Source organism: Bradyrhizobium sp. 61 (assembly GCF_023073075.1).
GTDB lineage: Bacteria > Pseudomonadota > Alphaproteobacteria > Rhizobiales > Xanthobacteraceae > Bradyrhizobium > Bradyrhizobium barranii.
On sequence record NZ_JADPIU010000052.1, the window covers coordinates 135,986 to 158,681 of the forward strand.

General features: G+C 65.5%; 22 protein-coding genes. 15 read left to right on the forward strand and 7 right to left on the reverse strand.

Annotated elements, in window-relative coordinates:
- Positions 1 to 104: 104 nt before the first annotated feature.
- Positions 105 to 1,202, forward strand: coding sequence for a cyclase family protein (locus IVB46_RS15585; RefSeq protein WP_247302291.1), 1,098 nt, complete (start codon positions 105 to 107; stop codon positions 1,200 to 1,202).
- Positions 1,203 to 1,472: 270 nt separating this feature from the next.
- On the opposite strand, the gene IVB46_RS15590 is transcribed toward IVB46_RS15585, so the two are convergent.
- From IVB46_RS15590 to IVB46_RS15610, 5 genes are all read right to left on the reverse strand, one after another.
- Positions 1,473 to 2,816: a cytochrome c gene (locus IVB46_RS15590; protein ID WP_247302293.1), complete on the reverse strand. Its 1,344-nt coding sequence runs from the start codon at positions 2,814 to 2,816 to the stop codon at positions 1,473 to 1,475.
- Positions 2,813 to 4,981: a xanthine dehydrogenase family protein molybdopterin-binding subunit gene (locus IVB46_RS15595; RefSeq protein ID WP_247302295.1), complete on the reverse strand. Its 2,169-nt coding sequence runs from the start codon at positions 4,979 to 4,981 to the stop codon at positions 2,813 to 2,815. The genes IVB46_RS15590 and IVB46_RS15595 overlap by 4 nt, the downstream gene beginning before the upstream one ends.
- 8 nt (positions 4,982 to 4,989) lie before the next feature.
- Positions 4,990 to 5,454, reverse strand: coding sequence for a (2Fe-2S)-binding protein (locus IVB46_RS15600; RefSeq protein ID WP_247302297.1), 465 nt, complete (start codon positions 5,452 to 5,454; stop codon positions 4,990 to 4,992).
- A gap of 732 nt (positions 5,455 to 6,186) precedes the next feature.
- Entirely contained in the window at positions 6,187 to 7,611 is a 1,425-nt protein-coding gene (locus IVB46_RS15605; RefSeq protein WP_247302299.1) for a methyl-accepting chemotaxis protein, read from the reverse strand.
- 114 nt (positions 7,612 to 7,725) lie between these two features.
- Entirely contained in the window at positions 7,726 to 9,474 is a 1,749-nt protein-coding gene (locus tag IVB46_RS15610) for a methyl-accepting chemotaxis protein (RefSeq protein WP_247302301.1), read from the reverse strand.
- Positions 9,475 to 9,677: 203 nt separating this feature from the next.
- Between IVB46_RS15610 and IVB46_RS15615 the strand changes: the two genes are divergently transcribed.
- The 8 genes from IVB46_RS15615 to IVB46_RS15650 all read left to right on the forward strand — a co-directional run bounded on the left by IVB46_RS15615 (position 9,678) and on the right by IVB46_RS15650 (position 15,511).
- Positions 9,678 to 10,424, forward strand: coding sequence for a YebC/PmpR family DNA-binding transcriptional regulator (locus tag IVB46_RS15615; RefSeq protein ID WP_247302303.1), 747 nt, complete (start codon positions 9,678 to 9,680; stop codon positions 10,422 to 10,424).
- A gap of 222 nt (positions 10,425 to 10,646) precedes the next feature.
- A complete protein-coding gene (ruvC, locus tag IVB46_RS15620) occupies positions 10,647 to 11,174 on the forward strand; it encodes a crossover junction endodeoxyribonuclease RuvC (protein WP_247302305.1) in 528 nt (175 codons plus the stop codon).
- Positions 11,171 to 11,788 (forward strand): Holliday junction branch migration protein RuvA, encoded by a 618-nt coding sequence (ruvA, locus tag IVB46_RS15625; RefSeq protein ID WP_247302306.1) that lies wholly within the window; start codon positions 11,171 to 11,173, stop codon positions 11,786 to 11,788. The genes ruvC and ruvA overlap by 4 nt, the downstream gene beginning before the upstream one ends.
- Complete coding sequence (locus IVB46_RS15630) at positions 11,785 to 12,315, forward strand: hypothetical protein (protein WP_247302308.1); 531 nt, start codon at positions 11,785 to 11,787, stop codon at positions 12,313 to 12,315. Before ruvA ends, IVB46_RS15630 begins: the two co-directional genes overlap by 4 nt.
- Positions 12,312 to 13,364 carry a Holliday junction branch migration DNA helicase RuvB gene (ruvB, locus tag IVB46_RS15635; RefSeq protein WP_063981038.1) on the forward strand — a complete coding sequence of 351 codons (1,053 nt, stop codon included), beginning with the start codon at positions 12,312 to 12,314 and terminating at the stop codon, positions 13,362 to 13,364. The genes IVB46_RS15630 and ruvB overlap by 4 nt, the downstream gene beginning before the upstream one ends.
- A 152-nt stretch (positions 13,365 to 13,516) precedes the next feature.
- Positions 13,517 to 14,431 carry a metallophosphoesterase gene (locus tag IVB46_RS15640; protein ID WP_166345069.1) on the forward strand — a complete coding sequence of 305 codons (915 nt, stop codon included), beginning with the start codon at positions 13,517 to 13,519 and terminating at the stop codon, positions 14,429 to 14,431.
- 69 nt (positions 14,432 to 14,500) lie between these two features.
- The gene (gene ybgC, locus IVB46_RS15645; protein ID WP_084794960.1) at positions 14,501 to 14,950 is read left to right on the forward strand and encodes a tol-pal system-associated acyl-CoA thioesterase; all 450 of its coding nucleotides are present in this window, start codon (positions 14,501 to 14,503) and stop codon (positions 14,948 to 14,950) included.
- Between the two features lie 93 nt (positions 14,951 to 15,043).
- Positions 15,044 to 15,511 carry a nuclear transport factor 2 family protein gene (locus tag IVB46_RS15650; protein ID WP_063981040.1) on the forward strand — a complete coding sequence of 156 codons (468 nt, stop codon included), beginning with the start codon at positions 15,044 to 15,046 and terminating at the stop codon, positions 15,509 to 15,511.
- A gap of 209 nt (positions 15,512 to 15,720) precedes the next feature.
- Here IVB46_RS15650 and IVB46_RS15655 read toward each other — a convergent pair whose 3' ends face one another.
- Both IVB46_RS15655 and IVB46_RS15660 read right to left on the reverse strand, forming a co-directional pair.
- On the reverse strand, positions 15,721 to 16,434 hold the full coding sequence (locus IVB46_RS15655) for a type 1 glutamine amidotransferase (RefSeq protein ID WP_247302309.1): 714 nt from the start codon (positions 16,432 to 16,434) through the stop codon (positions 15,721 to 15,723).
- A 29-nt stretch (positions 16,435 to 16,463) separates the two neighbouring features.
- Positions 16,464 to 17,390 carry a LysR family transcriptional regulator gene (locus IVB46_RS15660; protein ID WP_247302312.1) on the reverse strand — a complete coding sequence of 309 codons (927 nt, stop codon included), beginning with the start codon at positions 17,388 to 17,390 and terminating at the stop codon, positions 16,464 to 16,466.
- Between the two features lie 151 nt (positions 17,391 to 17,541).
- Here IVB46_RS15660 and IVB46_RS15665 point away from each other — a divergent pair, with 151 nt between their 5' ends.
- From IVB46_RS15665 to IVB46_RS15690, 6 genes are read left to right on the forward strand one after another with little or no spacing between them, the layout of a single operon-like run.
- Positions 17,542 to 18,498, forward strand: a complete 957-nt coding sequence (locus IVB46_RS15665; protein WP_166344532.1) for an N-carbamoyl-D-amino-acid hydrolase — start codon at positions 17,542 to 17,544, stop codon at positions 18,496 to 18,498.
- Positions 18,499 to 18,551: 53 nt separating this feature from the next.
- On the forward strand, positions 18,552 to 19,376 hold the full coding sequence (locus IVB46_RS15670) for an ABC transporter substrate-binding protein (protein ID WP_247302313.1): 825 nt from the start codon (positions 18,552 to 18,554) through the stop codon (positions 19,374 to 19,376).
- A complete protein-coding gene (locus IVB46_RS15675; protein WP_014492344.1) occupies positions 19,373 to 20,230 on the forward strand; it encodes an amino acid ABC transporter permease in 858 nt (285 codons plus the stop codon). The genes IVB46_RS15670 and IVB46_RS15675 overlap by 4 nt, the downstream gene beginning before the upstream one ends.
- Positions 20,227 to 20,991, forward strand: coding sequence for an amino acid ABC transporter ATP-binding protein (locus tag IVB46_RS15680; protein WP_247302314.1), 765 nt, complete (start codon positions 20,227 to 20,229; stop codon positions 20,989 to 20,991). Before IVB46_RS15675 ends, IVB46_RS15680 begins: the two co-directional genes overlap by 4 nt.
- 15 nt (positions 20,992 to 21,006) lie before the next feature.
- Positions 21,007 to 21,822, forward strand: a complete 816-nt coding sequence (locus tag IVB46_RS15685) for an ABC transporter substrate-binding protein (protein WP_085401802.1) — start codon at positions 21,007 to 21,009, stop codon at positions 21,820 to 21,822.
- Positions 21,809 to 22,693 (forward strand): polysaccharide deacetylase, encoded by an 885-nt coding sequence (locus tag IVB46_RS15690; protein ID WP_038932298.1) that lies wholly within the window; start codon positions 21,809 to 21,811, stop codon positions 22,691 to 22,693. The genes IVB46_RS15685 and IVB46_RS15690 overlap by 14 nt, the downstream gene beginning before the upstream one ends.
- The last annotated feature ends 3 nt before the right edge of the window (positions 22,694 to 22,696 follow it).

A 22,696-nucleotide genomic window follows, 5' to 3' on the forward strand; every position in this document is an offset into this window, starting at 1 on the left:
GGCCGTCTTATTTTTGTCGCTGGACAACAGCGTAGCGGAGGAGGAGGCTAGCGGAAACAATTTTAGAGTCAGACATTGTTCTGACCACAACCTGGGAGGGTGGAATGTCTAACGAGATCAATAACGTAGATCAAGACGGCGGCGGCTCCACGACGGATCGCCGGACCCTGCTCCGCACCGCGGGCATCGCCGGCGTTGCTGGAGCCGCGCTCGCCGGCTCGATGCACGGCAAGTTCGCGCTTGCACCGATCAGTGAGGCCCGGGCGCAGACTGCAACCTCCATGCCCAAGGGCACCGACAAGCCCTGGTGGCCATCGAAATGGGGTAAGGATGACGAGTCCGGCGCATCCAACCACATCACCCCGGCGAAGGTCCTCGACGCGGCGAAATGGATCAAGGACGGCAAGATCTACAAGATCGGCCGCGTCTACGAAGCCGCCATGCCGCTGTTTGGTGCGCGTATATTCGCACTGCGCATTCCCGGCAGCCCGACCGGCGGCCCGTTCGGTGACAATAAGATGGTCTATCACGACGAATTCCTGGCCACCGAGATCGGCCAGACCGGTACGCAGTTCGACGGCCTCGGCCATATCGGCATCCAGATGGGCAAGGACGGCGACAAGAGCGAGATGCGATTCTACAATGGCTTCACAGCCGAAGAAATTAGCGACGCGTACGGTCTCAAGAAGCTTGGCGTCGAGAAGCTTAAGCCGATCTTCACCCGCGCGCATCTGCTCGACATGGTCGCGCTCAAGGGCGGCATGATGGATGCGGGGCAGGAGATCACCTCGGCTGACATCAAGGCGGCGCTGGCGAAGCAGAACATCCCCGAGAGCGACATCAAGCCTGGCGACGCGATCATGTTCCACACCGGCTGGGGCTCGCTGTGGATGAAGAACAATGATCGCTTCAACAGCGGCGAGCCGGGCATCGGCCTCGATGCTGCGAAGTGGGTGGTCGAAAAGGATCTTGCGCTGACCGGCGCCGACACCTGGGCGGTCGAGGTGGTACCCAATCCCGACAAGTCGCTCGCTTTCGTGGTCCACGCCGAGCTGCAGACCAAGCACGGCATCCACAACCACGAGAACCTGATCTTCGACGATCTGATCGCCGAGAAGAAGTATCAGTTCGTCTATTCCTTCACCCCGGCGCCCATCAAGGGCGCGACGGGAAGCAACGGATGTCCGATCGCGATTACGTGAGGGGGAAGATCGGTGCGGGCGGGTGAAGCGTCCGCGCCGATGTTATGGTTGAGCTGAAAGCGGCGCCACATCCTCGGTGTCGTCCCCGCCTAGTGCGCAATTGCGCACGGGGGCGGGGACCCATAACCCCAGGGAGTAGTGTGGGGCACAGCTCCCACACCGAATCTTCGCCAAATCCCGCCCTGTGGGTATGGGTCCCGGATCTGCGCTTCGCTTGTCCGGGACGACGGCGGAGATTGGCGCGCGATCACGCGTCAATCTCGTCGTACACTACTCCGCCGTCTGCTCCCGCAGCTCCGCAACATCCTTCGCCGTCAGCTTCGAGCCCTTGGTGCCGAACCGTGCCGTGACGTAATTCGCCACCGCCGCGATCTCGTCGTCGCTATACGCATCGCCGAACGCCGGCATCGAGAGCGCGCCGTCGGGCGTATGCCGCTTGGTACCCGACAGCACGATCTGCGCGACGTTGGTGGCGGCGGGGTCGTTGACGGCCCAGGTGCCGGTCAGCGTCGCCATCGGCGAGACCGGGCTCTCGCCGCTCCAGCCGTGGCAGCTGGCGCAGGCGCTGGCGAACACCATCTTGCCGCGTGCGTCGGCCGTGACGCCGTCCTTGTGCGAGGCGGGCGCGGCCGGTGCCGTGGTGGCAGGCAGGTCGGGCGAGGCCACCGGCGGCACGCTGCGCAGATAGGCGACGACCGCGCGGATGTCTTCGGGAGCGAACTGGCTGAAGCTGCGGTCGACCGCTTCGCCCATCGGACCCGAGGCCGAGCCGTGGCCCGGAGCGTGGCCGAGCGAGAGATACGAGATCAGGTCCTCGTCGCGCCAATTGCCGAGGCCGGTGGCCTTGTCGGAGGAGATGTTGAAAGCGCGCCAGCCCGCCGTGATCGCGCCGCCGAACTTCTTGCGGTTGTCGAGCGCAAAGCCGAGATTGCGCGGCGTGTGGCACTCGCCGCAATGCGCCAGCGCTTCGGCGAGATACGCACCTCTGTTCCACTCCGGGCTCTTCGAGGTATCAGGCGCAAAGCGCGCGTCCGGATTGAACACGGCCGACCAGAAGATCATCGCCCAGCGCTGGTTGAACGGGAACGACAGCGTGTTGTCGGGCGCTTTCGCGCGCACCGCCGGCAGGCTGAACAGATACGCCTTCACCGCCAGCACGTCCTCGTCCGTCATGTAGGTGTAGGACGTGTAGGGCATGGCCGGATAGAGCCGCGCGCCGTCATGACGCGTGCCGCGCTGGACCGCGTTGAGGAAATCCTGGTCGCTGTAATTGCCGATGCCGGTGTCCTTGTCCGGCGTGATGTTGGTCGAATAGAGCGTGCCGAACGGCAGCTTGAAGCCGAGCCCGCCGGAATATTCCTTCTCGCCGGGCTTGGTGTGGCAGACCATGCAGTCGGCCGCCTTCGCGAGATACTCGCCGCGCTCGACCACACTCGCTTTCTCCAGCTTGGCCGGTACGCCGGTCGGCTTGCCCGCGCGATAATCCGCCAGCGCCACTTTGGTGCCGTCGGCGAAGTCGAGCGGGCCGGGCCCGCGGATGATCCAGACGCCGAGCGCCGCCACGACGATGGCGATCACGACCAGGCTTGTGAGGATACGCATCTTGCCGCTCATGCCTTCTTCCCCGCAGCCAGAAGTTTCCGGTCGATCGGCAGGCGCCGCAGCGCCACGCCGGTTGCGGCGTAAATCGCGTTGCGCAGGGCCGGTGGTCCGGCATTGACGCCGGCTTCGCCGATGCCGCCGGGCGCTTCGCCGCTCTTGACGACGATGACCTCGATCTTCGGCGTCTCGTTGATGCGCATCATGCGGTAGTCGTGGAAGTTCGACTGCTGTACGCGGCCCTTGTCGATGGTGATCTCGCCATAGAGCGCGGCGGTGAGGCCGAAGATCAGCCCGCCCTCGATCTGCGCCTTGATCGTATCGGGGTTGACCGCAATGCCGGTGTCGACCACCGAGGTGATGCGGCGCAGTGTGATCTCGCCGATGTCGTCGATCTCGGCTTCCACAACAGTTGCGAGGAAGCTCGCAAACGATGGCTGCAGGCAGACGCCACGGCCAACGCGGGCCGGCAGCGGTTGGCCCCAGCCGGATTTCTCCGCGGCAAGGTTGAGCACCGCGAGCGCACGCGGAGTCTTGGTCAGCATCGACCTTCGGAATTCGACCGGATCCTTGCCGGCCTTGCGCGCAAGCTCGTCCAGCGCGCATTCGAACGCGAACACATTGTTGTTCGGGCCGACTCCGCGCCAGAAGCCGGTCGGCACAGCCGGTGGCTCGGCACGGACATATTCGACGTGGAAGTTGGGAAAGTCGTAGGGCGTCTCCACGGCGGCGTCGACCGCGTCGATATCGACGCCCTTCTGGAACGCTGGCGGCAGCCAGCGGGCAATCACCGCAGAACCTGCGATCTTGTACTTCCAGGCCGCCACCTTGCCGTCGACCAGGGTCGCATTGACCTGGTCGCGATAGACCGGGCGGTAGACGTCGTGCTGGATGTCCTCCTCGCGGGTCCATATCACCTTGACGGGATAGTCGACCTGCTTGGCGATCTTGACCGCCGCAACCACCATGTCGGGTTCGAGCTTGCGGCCGAAACCGCCGCCGAGCAGGTGCTGGTTGACGATCACCTTCTCGACGGGAAGGCCGGCGGCCTTCGCCGCCTCCGACTGCACGCGCGTCATGATTTGTGTGCCGGTCCAGATCTCGCAGGCATCCGGCCTGACGTGAACGGTGGCGTTGATCGGCTCCATCGAGGCATGCGCGAGGAACGGCAGTTCGAAGCTCGCCTCGAACTTGTCTCCGCTGGCAAGCCCCTTGGCGATGTCGCCGACGGATTTCGCGATCGCGCCATCCTTCTCGCTGGCCTTGCGTAAATCGTCCCAGATGTCCTTGGTGGAGATCTTGGCGTTCGGTCCTTCGTTCCACTCGATCTTGAGCGCTTCGAGACCTTTCTTGGCCGCCCACATGTGATCGCCGATCACGGCGACGGCGTCGTCGAGCACGACGACCTTGCGCACGCCGGCGACTTTCATCGCTGCGCTGTCATCGACCTTGCCGACCTTGCCGCCGAACACCGGGCAATTGGCGATCGCGGCAATCTTCATGTTGGGCAGGATCGCGTCGATGCCGTAGACGACTTTGCCGTTGACCTTGTCCGGTGTATCCAGCCGCTTCAGCGGTTGGCCTATGAGGACGAAGTCCTTGGGGTCCTTGACCGGGACATCCTTCGGCGGTGTCTGGCTCTGTGCCGCCAGCGCGAGCTCACCATAGCCGAGCTTGCGGCCGCTTGCCGCATGGATGACTTCGCCCTTGGACGTCGTGCAACTCGCGGGCTCGACCTGCCATTGCGCGGCGGCGGCCTGCACCAGCATCGCGCGCGCGCTGGCACCCGCTTCGCGTAGCGGCTTCCACCAGGCGCGGATCGACGTCGAACCACCCGTCGCCTGCAGTCCGAAGGCGGGATTGGCGTAGAACTTGTCGTTTGGCGGCGCGTGCAACACCCCGACCTTTGCCCAATCGGCGTCGAGCTCTTCGGCCAGAACCATCGAGATCGAGGTGTAGATGCCCTGACCCATCTCCACCTGCGGCATGATCAGCGTGGTCTCGCCGGTCTCGTCGATACGGATGAAGGCGTTGGGCGCGAACTTGCCGTCGGTCGTATCCTTCGGCTGCTCCGGCTCGTTGACGGCGGCGCGCAGCGGCAGATGGAAGGCGAGCAGGACGCCGGTGGCGAGACCGCCGGTCAGCAGCGCGCGGCGGGAGACGTTGTTGTGTGCATTCATGGCGGACCTCACGACTGCCGGCCGGAGGCCGCCTGCTTGATGGCCTCGCGGATGCGGACATAGGTGCCGCAGCGGCAGATGTTGCCGGCCATCGCGGCGTCGATGTCGGAATCATCAGGGTGCGGCGTTGACGCCAGCAGTGCGGCCGCGGCCATGATCTGGCCCGACTGGCAATAGCCGCACTGGATCACTTCGGCATCAAGCCAGGCCTTCTGCACCTTCGCACCCGACGGCGTGTTGCCGACGGCCTCGATGGTGGTGATGGCACGGTTCGCGACTGCGCTGACCGGCAGCACGCAGGACCGCACCGCCTTGCCGTCGACATGCACCGTGCAGGCGCCGCATTGCGCGATGCCGCAGCCGAATTTGGTGCCGGTCATGCCGAGGATGTCGCGCAGCACCCACAGCAGCGGCATTTCCGGCGGCGCGTCGAACGATTTGGTTTCGCCGTTGATGGTGAGAGTTGTTGCCATAAGCATCCCCTTGCTCGCTTGATCGCTTGCGGCGATCTCGTCGGCGAATTCGTGCGCGACAATAATCATACTGATGCGAAACGATGAAGCGCCAGAATTTCCGGCGATGCATATTTGCGCTGCCGACGCGTCAGGCCATGACGTTCACGAATTGGTGCGGCGATCGCCGCAACGGAATTGGGCTAATTGATATGATAAGCGTCATGTTTTGACGCATTTTCGTCGCAGCACCGTTGAGCGCCGCAGATGATCGTGCGAATGCGGAAATTCATGCGATGACGAAATTCGTGCGATTGGGAAAGTCGGGCCGTGGCGCGTCCTTGCTCGCGGCCATCCTTCGAGACGCCCGCCTACGGCGGGCCCTCAGGATGAGGACCGAGTGTGCGGCCGTCGTTTTGACGAGCACCGATGCCGCTTAGCCTCATCCTGAGGAGACCGCGAAGCGGTCGTCTCGAAGGACGAGGCGCGCGCTCAGGTCGTGCAAAATGCCATACGCGATAGCTCCACTTTGCGGGAGTGGGCTGCTGCGCTGGCAGATGCAGACTGACCCGGGTGAGGGGTTTGTCTGCACGTATGGGTGATTTCGGAATAGTAGTATTATGCGCCTGTTTTGCCCGACGCGTCAAACTGCGTCCTGGCCTGCCGGCGTAAGTCCTTGATTCCCCAGGCCCCCGCTACTGTGCATGGGGTTGTTTTTCAGGTTTTTGATTCAGGGGGCCGCCGGAGCGACCCTCAGCTCTGCCGAAAACCCATCCGGAAGGCGCCCCAGTGCTTGCCGCGGATCACGATCGGCGAGGACAGGTCCTTCATCAGCACGAACTGTCCGCCGCCCATGTCGCGGCGATAGGTCTGGAGCAGGAACGGTTTTGTGTTGGCCGCGACCTTCTTCACCGCGCGGTCGCTGAACAGGCGGCGGTTGCGGCAATTGGCGTTGTTCCAGACGGGGTCCTTGCCCTGCGGGAGGCGGTAGTTCGGGTTGTGGGTCGGCAGATAACCGCCCTTGGCCCAGGCGACGCAGAACACGATGCGGGAATCGGACTTCTGGATCGGGTCCTGGATGGCGGGCAGCACGCGGTCGGTGAAGTCGACGTAGTTGGTCTTGTATTGCTTGGGATCGGTGCCGGGGATTTCCCGGTAGTTCTCGTCCATGAGCTGGTCGAGCGTGATCTCGCCGCGGTCGATTGCGGCCTCGAACTCGTCCGATATCCGCTTTGCGGTCTCGACGACGACGCGGATCAGCGGCGCATCCGATGTCTCCACGCCGCTGTCGGCGATCATTGCGATCAGCGCTTCGGAGGTGTCGAGCAGCTTTGTCACGCGCTGATCGGCGTTCTTGAGATCGCGCGAGGACAGGTCGACGCCCTTGGCGAGCTCGTTGAGCTCGCTGATGACCGTGTCGCAATGGCCGAGATTGGAGGTGGCGGCGCGCGTGACGCTGTCGATCTCCGCTTCCACCGAGGCAAAACCCTGCTGGACCCGCGAGATGATGCCGGAGATCTGCTGGGCGCCTTCGCCGGCAGTCTTGGCGCGTTGCGAAGCGTCGCTGCTCTCGCCGATCAGGCCTTCGATCTGGCCGTCGAGATCGCGCACGGTGTCGGAGATCTGATGCGTGGCCGCACGGGTAGCCTCCGCGAGATTCTTGACCTCGCTTGCCACCACCGCAAAACCGCGGCCGGCATTACCGGCGCGGGCCGCTTCGATGGTGGCGTTGAGCGCGAGCAAATTGGTCTGCTTGGCGATCGCCTCGATCGAGCCGGACACTTTTGCCACCTGCGCCAGCGCCGAGCCGACGGCGCTCAAGCGCGCCTCGATCCGCTCCACGGCCGCGACGAGCTCGGAGATGTGGCTGACCGCGGTGTCGACCGCGCCGCGCGACTGCGCGATCTCGCCGACCGCCGCCGATGCGGTCGATTGCACCGCCTGCGATGCGTTGGCGATATCGTGATTGGCCGAGACCATCGTCTCGGCCGTCTCCTGGAGATGATGGAACCGTTCGGACTGGTTCGCGACGCGGTTTGCGACTTCCTGGACGTTGCCGGCGATGTCGGCGAGCTCGACGCCGAGGCCGCCGATGCGGTCGGCGAGCTGGTCGATCAGACGTTCGGCAAGTGTCCGGTTGGAGCCGGTGTCCAGGACTGCCAGTTGTGCGACGGACATGTTTTGAGAGTCCTCCAGTCAGAGCCGTTCGCCGGCTCCCCGCGGCATTCCCATTCCAATTCCAATTCCAGCCTTAAAGGATGATTCGCGGCCGGCGTCTTGCCTGAGCGTGCACTACAGCTTGTAAGCCGTGCGGAATCCGCCCCAGTGCCGGCCCTGGACGCGGATCGGGACGTCGATCTCGCGCATCATCACGGTGTTGCCGTTGCCCATGTCGCGGGCATAGCTCTGGACCAGGTACGAGCGCAGGTTGCGCGCGGCGGCGAGCCCTGCCGGGTCGTTGAAGATCCGCCGGTTGCGGCTGTTGGCGGTGTTCCAGGCGACGTCGCCCGGCCGCTGCGGATGCGAATAGATCTTGTTGTGCACCGGCAGGAAGCCGTTGCGGTCGACCATGGCGCAGAATGCCATGCGCGGTTCCTTGGCGAGAAAGGCCTCCTGGAACGGCGGCAGCGCGCGGTCGGCCCAGTCCAGATATTTCGTGCGGTATTGCTGCGGATTGGTGCCGGCGATTTCCGCATAATCGGTGTCGAAGAGGTCGTCGATCTTGACCTCGCCGCGTGCAACCGCCTGCTCGAAAATCCGGGTCAGCGCCGTGCCGGCCTCCATGGCGCGGGTGACGAACTCGGTGTTCTCCTCGTGGATCGACCAGAGCCTGTCTTCGATCTTCTCGTTGAGATCGGCATTGGGGCTGACGAATTGCGCGCGGGCGCCGGCCTTGGACTGCTCGATCACGCGCAGGCGGCAGGCGCCGACGCCTTCGAGCGTGCCGTCGACGACGGCCTGCGTGGCAAGCTTCGCCGCCTCCGCGCCGCCGATCAGCACGCCGTCCATCGCGATCTCGTAGACCTGCAACACGCCGCGCGCGGTTTCGAACTTGAGATGGCAGGGCAGCCGCTCGGTCTTGCGACGGTCGTCGTGCTCGCTCTGGCGCAGCAGCACCGCGCAGCGCGATTTCAGCTTCCGTGCGAAGGCGGTGACGGCCTTGCCGGCGCTGGCGACGTTCTCGCCGTGGGTCTCGGCCGCCTTGGTCGCGGCGTCGATCTCGGCCGCGCTCTCGCCGACCGAGATGATGAACTGCGACGCGCTGGCCGCGTTGCCGGAGACCTCGCTGGTGGTGGCATTCTGCTCGGCGACCGCGCCGTTGACGGTGTCGAACACCGGGCGGATCGCCTCGATCGCCTGCGCAATGCGATGCACGGCGTCGGCCGAGCCGGCGGCGTCGCGCTGGAGCGCGTCGATCTTCCTGGTGATCTCCTCCGTCGCGCCCTGGGTCTGCACCGCGAGCGCCTTCACTTCGGTGGCGACGACCGCAAAGCCCTTGCCCGCCGCACCCGCGCGCGCGGCCTCAATGGTCGAGTTGAGCGCGAGCAGCGTCGTCTGCCGCGCGATCTGCGCAATCAGATTGACGACATTGCCGATGGCAGCGGAGGATTCGCGCAGGCGGTCGACATTGGCGCGGGCTTCCTGCGCCGCGGCGCTGGCTTCGTCGGCGAGCTTGCCCGCCTCGCGCACCTGCGCGCCGATGCCTTGCGCGGACTGGGTGAACTTGTCGGCGGCATGGGCGAAGGTCGAGGCGTTCGACTGCGCCGCATTGGTGCGGCCCGTGAGGGCGTCGGTGCGTTCGCGAATGTCCGCGAGCGTTGCCGCGGTCGCCTCCGCGCCTCCGGCCACCGAATTGGCGGCCCGCTCGAGCTGGCGGATCATGGCACCGAGCTCGAGCTCCAGCAGTTCCAGGATTTCCCTGGCGGAATCGCCCTCGGCCGACGGGGCGGGCGCGGGATCGACCGGCGACGGCGCGGCCTGTGGGGGTGCCACGGGCGCGGACAAGTCGGGCAGACGCTTCCGAAACAATGCGAACGCCATCAGGTCACTCTTGTCGGGGAACGGGCGGTTGCTATTTTCGCAAGCCGGAATGAAATCAGGGTTAACGGTGCCTGACTCCTAGGCACGGGGCACTACGGTATTACCTTAAGGTCGTAGAGCCTCTTTCATTCCGGTGGGTTGGCGGCCTATAAGGCCGCGCTTCCCACCCTCACCTTTGGCGCACGATTCCTTACGAGACACGCATGGCCGGACATTCCCAATTCAAGAACATCATGCACCGCAAGGGGCGGCAGGATGCGCAGAAGTCGAAGCTGTTCGGCAAGCTGGCGCGGGAAATCACCGTCGCGGCCAAGCTGGGCACCCCCGATCCCAACATGAACCCGCGCCTGCGTGCGGCCATCATCGCGGCGCGCCAGGAGAACATGCCGAAGGACAATATCGAGCGCGCCGTCAAGAAGGCGCTCGGCAATGAGGGCGAGAACTATGACGAGATCCGCTACGAGGGTTACGGCCCCGGCGGCGTCGCCGTCATCGTCGAGGCGCTGACCGACAACCGCAACCGCGCCGCCTCCGACATCCGCTCCTTCTTCACCAAATCGGGCGGCAATCTCGGCGAAACCGGCTCGGTCTCCTTCATGTTCGACCGCACCGGCATCATCGAATACGACCGCGGCGTCGCCTCCGACGACGCGGTGCTGGATGCCGCGATCGAGGCCGGCGCCGACGACGTGGTCTCGGGCGAAGGCGGACACGAGATCTACGCCTCAACCGAAGGCTATCGCGACGTCGCCAAGGCGCTGGAAGCCAAGTTCGGCGAGCCGCGCAAGGCCGCGCTGATCTGGAAGCCGCAGAATACGGTCGCGGTCGACGACGAGACCGGCGAGAAGCTCTTGAAGCTGATGGACCTGCTCAACGAGCACGACGACGTCCAGCACGTCTACGCCAATTTCGAGGTGTCGGACGCGCTGATGGCGAAGATTGGCGGCTGACGCCGCTAGCCCCAAATTCCGCTGTCGTCGCCCGGCTTGACCGGGCGACCCAGTATTCCAGAGACGCCAGAAGGATACGGAGAAGCCGCGGCGTACTGGATACCCCGCCTTCGCGGGGTATGACGCCGGTTTGTGGTTGGCAGCAGCGCTCCCCATCACTTCCCCTGTTACTTCCGTTCTGTTTCTGTTTCCCCCACCGCAGCCAGCCGCTATCACTGGCCCATGACTGCGCTCCCGATTCGTGGCCCCGTTCGCATCATCGGCATCGACCCCGGCCTGCGCCGCACCGGCTGGGGCGTGATCGAGGCCGAGGGCAATCGTTTGATCTACGTCGCCTGCGGCTCGGTGGAACCGCCGGACGATCTGCCGCTGGCGAGCCGGCTGCTCGCGATCCATGAGGGGCTTGCCGCCGTCCTGTCCGGTCACAAGCCGATGGAAGCCGCGGTCGAGCAGACCTTTGTGAACAAGGACGGCGTCGCGACGCTGAAGCTCGGCCAGGCCCGCGGCGTCGCCATGCTGGCGCCTGCGATGTTCGGCATCACTGTCGCCGAATACGCGCCGAACCAGGTCAAGAAGACGGTGGTCGGCGCCGGCCACGCCGACAAGCACCAGATCGCGATGATGCTGAAGATCTTGCTGCCGAAAGCCGAGCCGCCGTCAGCGGACGCCGCCGACGCGCTCGCCATCGCCATCACCCACGCCCATCACCGCCAGAGCACGGCGCTCAGGCTGAAGGTGGTGGGCTTATGATCGGCAAGCTCAAGGGCCTGATCGATTCCTACGGCGAGGATTATGTCCTCCTCGACGTCGGCGGCGTCGGCTATCAGGTGCATTGCTCGGCCCGAACGCTGCAGCATCTGCCGGCGCCCGGCGAGGCCGCGGTGCTGTCGATCGAGACTTACGTCCGCGAGGACCAGATCAAGCTGTTCGGCTTCCGCACCGACCAGGAGCGCGAATGGTTTCGCCTGCTCCAGACCGTGCAGGGCGTCGGCGCCAAGGTCGCGCTCGCGGTGCTCGGCACGCTGGCGCCTTCCGATCTCGCCAACGCCATCGCGCTGCGCGACAAGGCCGCGGTGGCACGCACGCCGGGCGTCGGCCCCAAGGTTGCCGAGCGCATCGTCACCGAGCTGAAGGACAAGGCGCCGGCCTTCGCCAATGTCGATCCCGCCGTCGTGCATCTCGCCGGCGCCGTCGACGACCAGCGCGCGCCGCGCCCGGTGGCAGATGCGATCTCTGCGCTGGTCAATCTCGGCTACGGCCAGCCGCAGGCGGCTGCCGCTATTGCATCCGCATCGCGCAGCGCGGGCGAGAGCGCCGAGACCGCGCAACTCATCCGGCTAGGCCTGAAGGAGCTGTCGAAGTGAGCGCGGCCCACTCCAATCCCGTCGCCGCCCTGTTTCGTCGCCTTTCGCGCGTGGCCGGTATCGTCGTGATTTTCTCCATTGTCGGGCCGCTGACGACCGCCGCGTTGGTTGCTGTGACGGTAACGGCGCTCGGCGCCGCGGTGCTGCAGATGTTTCTCGTGTTCCTCGAACTGGAAGCACTGCGTGCCCTGGTTTCGATCGCGGTCGTGCTGTTGGCCATCGTCACGATTCTCGCCTCGTTCCTTCCTGCAGTCGTCGCCGGCCTGATATTTGCGCTGGCGGCGGTCTACGCCGATCTCAACATGATCTGGATGGCGTGGCTCGCCGCGGCCGTGGGCGCGGCCGGCTTCGTCATGGTTGGCATGTTCGTCGTGCCCTCCGAAACCTCGGCGGTGATCGTGCCGAGTGTCCGTTCCGCGCCCGAGGCGCTGAAGCTTTCGGCGATGCTCGCCGTCGTCGCCGTCATTCCGGCCAGCCTGTGCTGGTGGCTCGCGAAACCGCTGCATCGTGTTATCCTGCCCGCATGACCACTCCCCCACGCATCGTCACGCCCGAGCGCCGCTCCGATGACGTCGGCGACACCGCGCTACGCCCGCAGTCGCTGTCCGATTTCGTCGGCCAGCAGCAGGCGCGCAAGAATCTCTCGATCTTCATCGAGGCGGCGCGCAAGCGCGGCGAGGCGCTGGATCACGTGCTGTTCGTGGGCCCGCCCGGCCTTGGCAAGACCACGCTGGCGCAGATCGTGGCCAAGGAGCTTGGCGTCGGCTTTCGCGCCACCTCGGGTCCGGTGATCGCCAAGGCCGGCGATCTCGCCGCACTCCTCACCAACCTCGAAGAGCGTGACGTGCTTTTCATCGACGAGATCCATCGCCTCAGCCCGGCGGTGGAAGAAGTGCTCTATCCCGCGATGGAGGACTTTCAGCTCGACCTGATCATCGGCGAGGGCCCGGCGGCACGCTCGGTGAAGATCGAGCTGTCGAAATTCACGCTCGTCGGCGCCACCACGCGCGCCGGCCTCCTTACCAATCCCTTGCGCGACCGCTTCGGCATCCCGGTCCGGCTCAATTTTTACACCATCGAAGAGCTGGAAAGCATCGTCACCCGCGGCGCGCGCGTGCTCAATGTCGGCATGAGCGCCGACGGTGCCAACGAGATCGCGCGCCGCGCCCGCGGCACGCCGCGCATCGCCGGCCGCCTGTTGCGGCGCGTGCGCGATTTCGCCTCCGCCGCCGATGCCGCCTCGATCGACCGCAAGATCGCCGACCACGCGCTGAGCGCGCTCGAGGTCGACGCCGCGGGCCTCGACGCCATGGACCGCCGCTACCTCACGACCATCGCGCAGAACTATGGCGGCGGCCCGGTCGGCGTCGAGACGATGGCCGCCGCCCTGTCCGAGCCGCGCGATGCGATCGAGGACATCATCGAGCCTTATCTCATTCAGTGCGGCTATCTCCAGCGCACCCCGCGCGGCCGCCTGCTCACCTCGCACGCCTTCCGCCATCTCGGCATCGCCGAGCCCTCGCGCGATGCCGCGGCACAGTTCGGCCTGTTCGGCTCGGACGAGAGCGACGACTGATCTCGCGCAAATGCCGGGTGCAGCTATCGTCATGAACTTCCGGTAACCTTTGTGCAAACGGTCTGCACGCGAATGCAGGCCGTCTGCACGAGCGGACCCCAATTCCGCTCCAATCGGACCGCATCACAAAGGTGCATCACCATCGGGCTTCCATGATCACGCGTCGTCATCTCATCCGTTCCATCGGCGGCCTGTCCGCGCTCGGCGTCTCGACCGCGGCCTATGGCGTCGGCGTCGAGCCGCTGCGGCTCCGCGTCACCCGCTATCACCCGACCCCGCGGCAATGGCCGGCGGATTTTCCGCTCAAGATCGCCATCGTCACCGACATTCATGCCTGCGATCCCTGGATGTCGCTGGAGCGGATCGAGGGCATCGTCGATCGCACCAATGCGCTCAACGCAGATGTCATCGTGTTGCTCGGCGACTATGTCGCGGGTGTTCACCAGGTCACGCGCATCATTCCGTCGAGCGAATGGGCCAAGGTGCTCGCGGGCCTCAAGGCACCACTCGGCGTCCATGCCGTCATGGGCAATCACGACTATTGGGTGGACAGGGCCGTGCAGCAGGCCGGGCACGGGCCGACAGCCGCCCATCGCGCGCTGGAGGCGGCCGGTATTCCCGTCTACGAGAACGACGTCGTGCGTCTCACCAAGGACGGACGCTCCTTCTGGCTCGCGGGCCTCGGCGATCAACTCGCCTACTATCCCGCGAAGCGCTATGGCCGCGTGCATCGGCTTGGCGCCGACGATCTCGCGGGCACGCTGGCGAAGGTCACCGACGATGCGCCGGTCATCCTGCTCGCGCATGAGCCCAATATCGCGCCGCTCGTACCCGCGCGCGTCGCGCTGCAACTGTCCGGCCATACCCATGGCGGCCAGGTCCGCCTGTTCGGCTGGTCGCCGGCTGTTTCGCCTCAGCACGGCGTGCGGCTCGCCTATGGTCACTTCCGGCTGAAATGCGACGTCATCGTCTCCGGCGGCCTCGGTTGCAGCATCATGCCGGTCCGCGTCGGCGTGCCGCCGGAAATCGTCGAGGTGACGCTGGGAAGGACGCCGGCCGTGGCATAACCTGCGCTTGCGCGGCCGGCTGTTTTTGCGCAAAACGGACCGGTTGCAAAAAGCGAAGAGGCTCGCGACGTGACAGCCCATCTCGACGGCGAGATCCGCGACGGCCGCCATCACATGCAGGTCCGCGTCTACTACGAGGATACGGACTTCTCCGGCATCGTCTATCACGCCAATTATCTCCGATACATGGAGCGCGGGCGCACCAATCATCTGCGGCTGATGGGGGCCGAGCAGCAGGCGCTGTTCGACCAGGTCGAAACGGAGGGCGCGGGCTTTGCCTTCGTGGTGCGCTCGATGCATCTGGACTTTCTGAAGCCCGCGCGGATGGACGACGTGCTCGACGTCGTGACGTGGCCGGTTGCGGTGAAGGGCGCCTCCATCATGCTGGCGCAGGAGGTGCGGCGGGCCGAGGACGTGCTGGTGAAAGCCGAGGTCCGCGTCGCCTTCATCAGCGGCGGCCGCGCTCAGCCGATCCCGAAATCGATCCGCGCCCTGATGAAGGCCGATCTGATTTCCTGATCGCCCGATAAGTGATCGGCCGATAGGTGATGGCCTATCGACTCCGCCAATTGCGGCGATAAATTGCGGCCCGGACCAACCGATGAGGCCACCATGTCGCGCCCGCCGCTTCCACCCTTCACCCGTGAGACCGCCGCGCAAAAGGCGCGCATGGCCGAGGACGCGTGGAATTCGCGCGATCCGGTGAAAGTCTCGCTCGCCTATACCGAGGACAGCCGCTGGCGCAATCGCTCGGAGGTGTTCCAGGGCCGGGAGGCCATCGTCGCGTTCCTCACCCGCAAATGGGAGAAGGAGCGGGAGTATCGCCTGATCAAGGACCTATGGGCCTTCGACGGCAATCACATCGCGGTGCGCTTCCAGTACGAATGGCATGACGCCAGCGGCCAGTGGTATCGCTCCTACGGCAACGAGCAGTGGGAGTTCGACGAGCACGGGCTGATGCGGCGCCGCGAGGCGTCGATCAACGATATCGCGATTGCCGAGAAGGACCGCCGGTTTCACTGGCCGGCGCCGGGACCGCGACCGGCGGATGTGCCGGGCTTGGGGACGGATCCGTTCTGAGGTTTGCGGAGATAGTGCAGCGAGCTCGCTGCACCCTCTCCCCTTGTGGGAGAGGGTGGCTCGCCGCGTAGCGGCGAGACGGGTGAGGGGTCTCCCTCCGCGAGTCCAACTCTTATTGAATGCGTGGAGAGAGACCCCTCATCCGGCGCTTCGCGCCACCTTCTCCCACAAGGGGAGAAGGGAAGAGCCTGCGCGGTGAGCGCCGCGGACTACGGAGCCGCGCGCCGCGCCAAAAACCGCGTGATCGCCCCACCCAGCTTCGCGTTGTCCATCGGCTCCGCCAGCGACTCCCTCGCGGTCGCAACGACATCCTCCGGCGCCTTGCCGTCGCGGAGCTCGCAGCACACTTGCGCAAACTCCACGTCGAATTCCGGATGCGGCTGCACGGTCAGCGTGGTGCCGTTGGCGTAGAGCAGGCCGGCATGCGGGGTGAATTCGGACGAGAGGATCGTCAGCGCATCGCTGGGCGGCTCGACCACCTGGTCCTGATGCGAGGCGGCGATCGCAACCGCTTTGCCGTCGACGACGCCGTTCTCCGGCAGCACCTGATAGACGTGGCGGCCGATGCCCCAGCCCTTCTCCGACTTCTGCACGGTGCCGCCGAGCGCCTGCGCGATCAGCTGATGGCCGAAGCAGACACCGACCATCGGCGTCTTGTTGGCGTAAGCCGTGCGCACGAAATCTTCCAGCAGCGCGATCCAGTCGAGCCCGTCATAGACACCGGCGGCAGCGCCGGTGATCAGCACGGCCTCGAGCTTGCTCGGGTCGGGGAGTGCGTCGCCATTGGGGATGCTGACGACGTCCACCGTGGCGGTCGGGTCCTCGGCGCGGACCATGCGCTCGAACATGTCGGGAAACGAGCCGTGCTGCTCGCGGTATTTCTGCGGGACCTGTCCGGTCTCGATGATGGTGATGCGTGCCATGTGCCCCCCGGGTCAAAAGGTTGCGAAGCTCAGTCGCTTTCTGCCCCATGTTGCTGGTGTGGCGCTGGGCGCGCCAGCAGTGCGCTCTCTTTCCGGACCTCGTTGAGAAACGCCTTGGCCAGGCGCGACAGCGGCTCGGCTTCCGACCATAGCATATAGGCAACCGCGTGCGTCGTGGGCGTGAACGGCCGCACCACGAGGCCGCTGCCGCCGTTCTGCCGCGGCGAGAACGGATCGACCACGGCGGCGCCGACGCCGGCGGCGGCGAGCACGCAAGCCGTGTTGCAGTAGCGCACCTCGACGGTCGGCTGGAACGGCGCGCCGGCGCGGGCAAAGCTGTCGCGCACGGCCTCGCCGAGGCGCGTGCCGCGCTCGAGCCCGATGAAGGGCATGCCGGACAGATCGGCGGCCGAGATCACGGGCTTGTCGGCAAGCGGATGCTGCGGCGGCAGGACGCAGACCATCTCACCGGTATGCACCACCTCATGCGCGATGCCGGGATGATGCGTCAGCCCCAGCGCGAAGCCGAGCTCGGCGACGCGGCTGAGCACCCCCTCGATGATGCCCTCATAGCGCCGCACGTCGAAGAACACGCGCGTCTCAGGGCGGCGGCGAAGGAAGCTTGAGAGCGCCGACGGGATGATGCTGTAGGCCAGCGGCGGCGTCGCGACGAGCGCGAGATGCCCGGAGCGGTTCTCGCGCAGATCGCGGACGCGGTTCTCGAGCTTGGCGTGCAGCGCGAAAATCGCTTCGCTCTCCTTGTACAGCGCCATCGCCTCCGCGGTCGGAAACAGCCGGTTGTTGACGCGCTCGAACAGCGCAAAGCCCGCCTGCGCCTCCATCGTCTTCAGCGCGTTGCTGACCGCGGGCTGCGACAGCGCCAGTTCGTCCGCCGCCGCCACCGTGGTGCGATGGCGGATGACGGCACGCAGGATCTCGAGCTGACGCAGGTTCATATCACTGCCGATTATACTCTGGGCCAAAACATCATAGCAGAACGAATTGATTTTGCAGCCCCGCTTCCGCGTAATGGTCGCGGATTTGCACGTCGCATCAAAGGGTTCATTCGCCCATTGAGGCAGCACTGCGCACATATTGGAGGCAATCTTGGTTCGTGTCCTTCGCGCCGCCGCAGCTCAAATGGGGCCGACGCAAAAAGCCGATACGCGCGAGCATACGCTGGCGCGAATGCTCGACATGCTGGAGGAGGCCGCCGGCCGCGGCGCCAGCCTCGTGGTGTTTCCCGAGCTTGCCTTCACCACCTTCTTCCCGCGCTGGCTGCTCGAAGGCGACGCGCTCGACCACTATTTCGAGCGCGGCATGCCGAACCCGGCCGTGGCAAAACTGTTCGACCGTGCGCGCGCGCTTCGCGTCGGCTTCTATGTCGGCTATGCCGAGCTGACGCCGGACGGCCGCCGCTACAATTGCGCGATCCTGGTCGATCGCGACGGCGAGATCCTCGGCCGCTATCGCAAGGTGCATCTGCCGGGCTCGGTCGAGCCGCGCGAAGGCGCGCGCTACCAGCAGCTCGAGAAGCGCTATTTCGAATATGGCGATCTCGGCTTTCCCGCTTTCCGCGCCGGATCGGCCTGGGCCCACGCCATCATGGGCATGATGATCTGCAACGACCGCCGCTGGCCGGAATCCTGGCGCGTGCTCGGCCTGCAAGGCGTTGAACTCGTCTGCATCGGTTACAATTCGGCGGCCTATGATCCCAATGGCGGCGTCACTGAAGACGCGTCCTTGCGCACCTTCCACTCGACGCTAGTGACGCAGGCCAACGCTTACATGAACGCGACCTGGGCGATCTCGGTGGCGAAGGCGGGTGAGGAGGACGGCTCCGGGCTGATCGGCGGCTCCTGCATCGTCGATCCCAATGGCCGCATCGTCGCGCAAGCCCAGACTTTGGCCGACGAGGTGATCGTCGCCGATATCGATCTCGATCTCTGCCGCCAGGGCAAGGACAAGATGTTCAACTTCGCCGCCCACCGGCGGCCGGAGCAATACAGGGTGATCACCGAACGCGCCGGCGTCATCGAGCCGGCCGTTCTCGACGCGGACTGACTGGCACGGCGCTGGCAAAGGACTCAAAGCAAAACGTTGGCAAAGGAGCTGACATGATACGCCTCTCGCTCTCTCTCGGTTTCGCAGTACTGGCTACCGTAACGTCGGCGCAAGCGGCGGAGCTTCCCGCGGAGATCAAGCAGGCGGGCGCGTTGAAGCTCACGGTCAACTCCACCTACGCGCCGATGGAGTACCGCGATCCCGCCACCAACGAACTCGTCGGGCTTGACGTCGATCTGGCCAACGAACTTGCGAAGCGGCTTGGCGTAAAAATCGTCTGGAGCGAGACGCCGTTCGCCGAGCTGATCCCGTCGCTCCAGACCAGGCGCGCGGACTTCATCATCTCCGGCATCTCCGACCGCGCCTCGCGGCGCGAGACCGCCGATTTCGTCGACTACCTCGCGACGGGCCCGCAGTTCTTCGTGATGGCGGACAATGCGGCCAAGGACGCGACGGATCTCTGCGGCAAGAAGGTCGGCACCACCCGCAGCACCAGCTTCCCGGTCGAGATCGAGAAGTGGAGCAAGCAGAACTGCGAGCCGGCCGGCAAGCCGGCGATTCAGTACGTCCCCGGCGAGAACTCGATCGACGTCCGCAACCAGCTCAAGCAGGGCCGCATCGACGCCGCAGTGCAGGGCAGCGAGACGCTGCCTTACGCGCAGACGCAGGAACCCGGCAAATACCGCGTCGTCGGCGAGCCCTTCGCCAAAGGCTACCAGGGCATCATGTTCCGCAAGGACGATGCGGCTTTGCGCGAGGTGGTGACGGAGAAGCTCACGGCGATGATCGCCGACGGCGCCTACAAGGCCGTTCTCGATAAATGGGGCCTGGGGGCCAACGCGGTGGCCCAGCCCATGCTGAATGCGGCACCGCAATGAAGCCGGTGCCGGCACTCGCGGAGGGTTTCCCTGACTTGTCGGGGATGCGGATCGCGCGCGAGCCGCACTGGTTTCGCTGGCTCAGCGCGGCCCTGATCGTCCTCGTGCTTGCGGCGATCGTGCGCGCCTTCGCCGGCGGCCAGATCGAATGGTCCTATGTCAGCCGCTTCCTGACCGCAAAAGTCATTCTCGAAGGCATCGTCAACACCATGGTGATGGCGGTGCTGGCGATGGCGCTCGGCATTGTCCTCGGCGTCGTCGTCGCGGTCATGCGGCTGTCCCCCAATCCGGTGCTGAAGACGGTCGCGGCCGGCTACACCTGGCTGTTCCGTGGTACGCCGCTGATCCTGCAACTGCTGTTGTGGTTCAACCTCGCGCTGGTGTTTCCGACCATCGGCATTCCCGGCCTGTGGTCTGCGCGCGCGGTCGACGTCATGACGCCGTTCCTTGCCGCGCTGCTCGGGCTCGGCATCAACCAGGGCGCCTATACGTCCGAGGTGATGCGTGCCGGCATGCTGTCGGTCGACATCGGGCAATACGAGGCGGCACAGGCGATCGGCATGGGGCGGTTGCGCGCGCTGCGCCGGATCATCCTGCCGCAGGCGATGCGGGTGGTGATCCCGCCGCTCGGCAACGAGTTCATCGGCATGGTGAAGGCGACCTCGCTCGCAAGCGTCATCCAGTATCCGGAACTGCTGCACAACGCCGAAAACATCTACTACGCCAATTCGCGCGTGATCGAGCTCCTGATCGTCGCCGGGCTCTGGTACCTGCTCGTGGTCTCGATCCTGACGCCGCTCCAGATGCTGCTCGAACGCCGTTTTGCCCGCGGCACATTGCGGTTGGCGCGATGACAAAACCCCTCGTCGCGATCCGCTCCGTCAGCAAGAGCTTTGGCGAGTTCCAGGCTCTCAGAAGCGTCTCGCTCGACGTCTGGCCCGGTGAGGTGATGTGCCTGATCGGTGCCTCCGGCTCCGGCAAGACCACGCTGCTCCGTTGCATCAACCAGCTTGCCGCGATCGATGCCGGCGGCATCTGGCTCGACGGCGAGCTGCTTGGCGTGCGCGAGCAAAGCGGCAAGCTCTATCGCCTCAGCGAGCGGGAGATCGGGCGGCAGCGGCTGAAGACCGGCATGGTGTTCCAGCGCTTCAACCTGTTTCCGCACAAGACCGCGCTGGAGAATATCATCGAAGGTCCACTTCAGGTGCAGGGGCGTAAATCCGACGAGGTGCGCGCGGAGGCGCTCGAACTGCTCCGGCGCGTCGGATTGTCCGCCAAGGCGGACTGGTATCCCGCGCAGCTCTCCGGCGGCCAGCAGCAGCGCGTGGCGATTGCGCGCGCGCTCGCCATGAAGCCGATGCTGATGCTGTTCGACGAGCCGACCAGCGCGCTCGATCCGGAGCTCGTCGGCGAGGTGCTTGCGGTCATGAAGGAGCTGGCGAAGAGCGGCATGACCATGATGGTGGTGACGCACGAGCTCGGCTTCGCGCGCGAGGTCGCCGACCGCGTCGTCTACATGGACCAGGGCGCGATCGTCGAGCAGGGGCGCGCCTCGGACGTATTGGGTGCGCCGCGCGAGGAGCGCACCAAGGCATTTCTTTCGGCTGTGATCTGAAATGGGGGCGTGTTGATGAAGAGACTTTGGGTTGCGGCGGCGCTGTTCGGCGCCATGACCGTTTCGGCCTTGTCCATCGAGCTGCCGGCGGAGATCGCCAAGCGCGGCAGCCTCAAGGTGGCGCTGGTGCCGAACTATCCGCCGATGGAGTTCCGCGATCCCGCCACCAACGCGCTGTCCGGCTTCGACATCGATCTCGGCGAAGCCATCGGCCGCAAGCTCGGCGTCAAGATCGAATGGCAGGAGACGAGCTTTGCCGAGTTCATGCCGTCGATCTCGACCGGGCGGGTGGACGCGATCCTGTCCGGCTTCACGGACTACGCGAGCCGTCACGACATCGCGTCCTTCGTCGATTATCTCAGGAGCGGCCCGCAGTTCTTCGTGCAGCAGTCGCGCAAGGCGGAGTTCAAGGACGCGGCATCGCTCTGCGGCAAGAAGGTCGGCGCCAGCCGCCGGACCATGTTCCCGGCGCAGATCGCGGCGTGGAGCGAGAAGAATTGCGGCAGCAATCCGATCCAGTTCATCGGCACCGACGGCTCGGCCGACGCGCGGACCCAGCTCAGGCAGGGCCGCATCGATGCCGCCGCCCAGGGCAACGAGACGCTGCCCTACATCATGGACCTCGAGCCCGGCGCCTATGCGTCCGTGGGCGAGCCCATCGCGCAGCAATTCACCGGCATTGCCCTGCCGGTCAAGGAAAAGGCACTTCAGCAGGCCATTCTCGAAGCGGTCGATGGGTTGATCGCCGACGGCACCTACAAGACCCTGCTTGCCAAGTGGAAACTGAACGACAACGGATTAGAGAAGGCGACCATCAATGCTGGACAGTAAGGCACTCAAGAGCATCCCGCTCGTTCCGGCCAACACCGCCGATCCCGCGCCGGAATATCCCTGGCCGAAGCCGTACACTTCGGCGATGTTCCTGTCCTTCGACGTCGACGCGGAGAGCGCGTGGACCAGCAAGGACGCGGTGCACGCGCAGCGGCTCATCACCATGAGCTATGGCGGTTACGAGGCGCGCGTCGGCACGCCAAAACTGCTGGAGCTGCTCGACCAGCTCGATCTCAAGGCGACCTTCTTCGTCACGGGATGGTCTGTCGACGCGCATCCGGCGATGGCGGAGTCGATCCTCAAGGCCGGCCACGAGATCGGCCATCATGGCTATCATCATCTGCTGCCGGATCCCGGCGATCCCTGGATCGAGGAGGAGCTGGAGCGCGGCTTCGAGGCGCTCAAGCGCCGGCTCGGGGTCAGGCCGACCGGCTATCGCGCGCCCTATGGCGAGTTCACCGAGGAGCTGCGCGCAGCACTCGTACGTCACGGCATCGTCTACACGTCCTCCTTCCGCGACGACGTGCGGCCTTACCGCCATCGTCTCGCCGACGGCAAGCCCGGCACGATCGAGCTGCCGGTCACTGCGAGCTATGACGACTGGATGCACGGCCTGTCGGCCCGCTTCAGCCCGCGCTCGATCTTCCCCAAGGAGCACGTACTCTCGATCTGGAAGGACGAGCTCGACGAAACCAGGGACTGGGGCGCGATGGTGACGACCGTGCTGCATCCCCAGTGCAGCGGCCGTCCGATGCGGCTGCGCCTGCTGCGCGAGTTCCTGACCTACGCAAAGTCGTGCCCCGACGTCTGGATCACGACCGGCGAGAAGATCGCGGACAACTTCCTGCGCCACGAAGCCGGTAACCGCTGAGCA